This window comes from Armatimonas sp. (assembly GCF_031410135.1).
In the GTDB taxonomy this organism is placed as follows: Bacteria; Armatimonadota; Armatimonadia; order Armatimonadales; family Armatimonadaceae; genus Armatimonas.
The window spans coordinates 1-3,179 of record NZ_JANNYP010000131.1; the positions used below are offsets into that span (position 1 = coordinate 1).

General features: G+C 61.9%; 3 protein-coding genes. All 3 read left to right on the forward strand.

Translation table 11 applies throughout. The annotated features are described in order from the left end of the window. Positions 1-995: PQQ-binding-like beta-propeller repeat protein (locus RMO15_RS04825; protein WP_309708567.1), on the forward strand; the 995-nt coding region annotated here is incomplete at its 5' end. Positions 996-1,003: 8 nt separating this feature from the next. After that, entirely contained in the window at positions 1,004-1,522 is a 519-nt protein-coding gene (locus RMO15_RS04830; RefSeq protein WP_309708569.1) for a hypothetical protein, read from the forward strand. A gap of 37 nt (positions 1,523-1,559) precedes the next feature. Then, a complete protein-coding gene (locus tag RMO15_RS04835; RefSeq protein WP_309708572.1) occupies positions 1,560-3,077 on the forward strand; it encodes a DUF1549 domain-containing protein in 1,518 nt (505 codons plus the stop codon). The last annotated feature ends 102 nt before the right edge of the window (positions 3,078-3,179 follow it).

Sequence of the window (3,179 nt, forward strand, 5' to 3'; positions counted from 1 at the left end):
CCAAGCGCGAGGCGGGTGTGGAAGTAGTGGTGAGCCTAGACACGTCAACAGGAAAGACGCGTTGGGAGCATAAGACGCCTGTGACGATGTTGCCCAAGCAGGAATCATTTACCAATGATCCCATTCGGCCCCAGGCGACCCCGTTGCTCTGGCAGGGTAAGCTTCTGACCCTGGGCTTTACGGGCTTGCTCAAGTGCTTTGAGGCTACGACGGGCCGCGTGCTCTGGGAGCGCGACTTGGTGAAGGAGCTTGAGGCCACGCCCGTACAGTTCGGGTTCTCCGCCAGCCCGCTCGCCTACGACGGTGCGTTTGTGGTGCACGTGGGCGGAAAGCAAGGCACGCTGGTCGCCTTTGAGCCACATGACGGACGCATCCGCTGGAAATCCGCACCTGCCGAGCCGAGCTACGCCTCCCCGATGCTGGTGCGCGTAGACGGCGAGGATCAGCTTGTGCAAGTGACGCGGGATGCACTTCTCGGGGTTACGGCCAAGGACGGTACGCCGCGCTGGAGCTTTCCAATGCCCAAGCTGGGGCTGACCAATGTCCCGACGCCGCTGGTGCTCCCCGACCAGCGCGTCTTAATCTCCGGTCAGGGCGTGCTGGGGACGCGCCTGCTGAAGCTCACCAAAAACGCCGCCAACGAGGTGTGGGTAAACACGAAGTCTACCTACTTTTACTGCAACTGGACCGCTACCCGCGAGCTGGTTCTTGGCTGTAACAACGGCGGCTTTGTCAGCGCCCTGAGCCTCACTGATGGCAGAGAGCTCTGGCGCGAGCGGGGGCAGGGCGATGCCAATCTCCTGCAAGTCGGTAGCGACACGCTTTTCTTGCGCGGCGATGGCCTACTCACTCGGGCACAAGCGACATCGGAGGGACTGACGACCAAGCCAGGGACGGCATTGCTCACCAGCCGCTCCTGGACACCGCCCAGCCTGATCGGGGAGATGCTCTACGCACGAGACAACAAGGAGATTTGTGCGGCGTCGCTGAAGTAGTTGCCATCATGTTCACCACTCCTCCCGACGAGAAAGCTCTTCGTGCCGCTGCCTTCGCTGCCCTGATTTCCTACGCACTCCACCGCGACAGTGGGATGAGTGAGTACCGCCCGAGCTTCTCGCTGTTTCAGGTGCCGGGTAAACCCTCGGTCATTCGTGTCCCCCGGCTCTCTCTTCCCGACGATGCCCGGAAACAGTTCGAGGCCAACAATGGTGTTGGTCGCAGGACAGTGACTCTCTCCCACTCCGAGCAGGCGCAACTCATGAAGGCATTTCGGGCCGAGCAGCACCGCCAGAAGTTTCGTCCCGAAAAGAAAACGATCGGGAAAGTCGAGCTACAACTTGGCCCCGTCTGGTGGGATGGTAAGCGAACCGTCCTGGTGAGTTTTGGCTACTGGTACCACTTCGACGACCGCTCGCTCGGCGACGGTGGTGGAGGCTCCGCACTCTTTGGAGGAATGGTGTTGCAGGGAGAAGCCCATCGCTGGAAGCTCTCGCAGGTCGTCCCTGTGCTAGCCGCCGGATAAAGGAAAACGCTCAGAACCCGCCGAACTTGATCGTACAATGGCGCACGCAAGACTTTGGGCACTGGGGCTGATGATCTGGTCACTGCTGGCGACAACGGCCCATGCCCAGACCATGTCGCTCTTCGAGACAAAAGTGCGCCCGCTCTTGCTCAAGCGCTGCATGCCCTGCCACGGCGCCGAGAAGCAGCAGGGCAACCTGCGTCTGGATAGCAAGGCTGGCTGGCAAGCGAGTGGAGTGGTCGTCCCTGGTAAGCCCGAGAAGAGCCGCCTGATCGAGCGCATCAAGAGCAAAGACGCTCCAATGCCCCCAACGGGTTTGATTTCCGCGAGTGAGCAAGCCGTGCTGACCCAGTGGGTGCGCGCCGGTGCGCCCGATCCACGTACCACAACCACTGCCGCGAACCCAGCGCTCGGGCCAAAGCTGCGGAGCCGCACTTTTGCCATTAGTGAGGCGGATCGCAAGTGGTGGGCATTTCAGCCCGTCAAGCCGCCCGTCGCTCCAACGAGCATTGACAAGTTGCTCCTCGCGAAGCTCACGCCCAAGGGACTTGCGCTGAGTGCGCCCGCGACGCCACGTGAGCAAGTGCGACGGCTCTACTTCGATCTCTGGGGGCTACCGCCTAGCCCCGAGGAGGTCGCAGCCTTTGAGAAAAACCCGACGGATGCGGCGTGGGCAAAACTTGTGGACAAGCTCCTTGCCTCACCGCGCTACGGCGAGCGCTGGGGACGGCACTGGCTTGATATCGTACGCTTCGGCGAGACCAATGGCTACGAGCGCGACAGCGACAAGCCCCACGCCTGGCGCTACCGGGACTATGTGATTGAGGCGCTCAACGCGGACAAGCCCTACGATAGATTTATCAAAGAGCAGCTCGCCGGGGACGAGCTCCCGGATGGCGGCGATGCGGGGATTATCGCGACAGGATTCTTCCGACTGCATGTCTGGGACGACGAGCCCGATAGCACTCTGGTGGCGGAGTTCGACGATCTCGACGACGTGATGGTGACGACCGGCGCGGCGTTTCTCGGCGTGACCATTGGCTGTGCCCGCTGCCACGACCACAAGTACGACCCGCTCAGCCAGCGGGACTACTACTCGCTCCTGAGCTTTCTGCGTGGTGTGGATCCCTACGGCCAGCATAAGACCGGCGGTGGCGGGCGCGGTACGGGCAAGATCACGCGCCCTCTCACAAAGCCCACGGAGCAGGCGCTGGCGGTGAATGAGAATGGAGCAAGTTCCAAGGCGACCTATGTCTTGGCACGCGGCGAGGTGGGCTCTCCGCGCGAGGAGGTCTTTCCTGCCTTCCCGGCGGTTCTAGGACAAAAGCCACCGATTATCTTGGCACGGGCGCAGTCGTCGGGGCGGCGCACGGCTCTGGCGGAGTGGATCGCGAGCCCCAGCAACCCGCTCACAGCGCGCGTGCTGGTCAACCGGCTCTGGCAGCACCACTTTGGCGTCGGTATCGTCCCCACCCCGGATGACTTCGGCCAGACTGGTCTGCGCCCGACAAATCTGCCGGGTGCAGGTCATAAAAGTGGTGAGGTAGCAGGCTGAAAAACGCGGCGACTCCAAAAGGCAAAAAAGGAATCCAACTCGTTGCCAAAAAAGAAACCGCGTAGACGGGCAATTACTTCACCACCAACCACGCTCCAGCGC

Excerpts from the sequence above, each read along its gene's own strand:
- RMO15_RS04830 (WP_309708569.1), top strand. The coding sequence starts at position 1,004 with ATGTTCACCACTCCTCCCGACGAGAAAGCTCTTCGTGCCGCTGCCTTC.
- RMO15_RS04835 (WP_309708572.1), top strand. The coding sequence starts at position 1,560 with ATGGCGCACGCAAGACTTTGGGCACTGGGGCTGATGATCTGGTCACTG.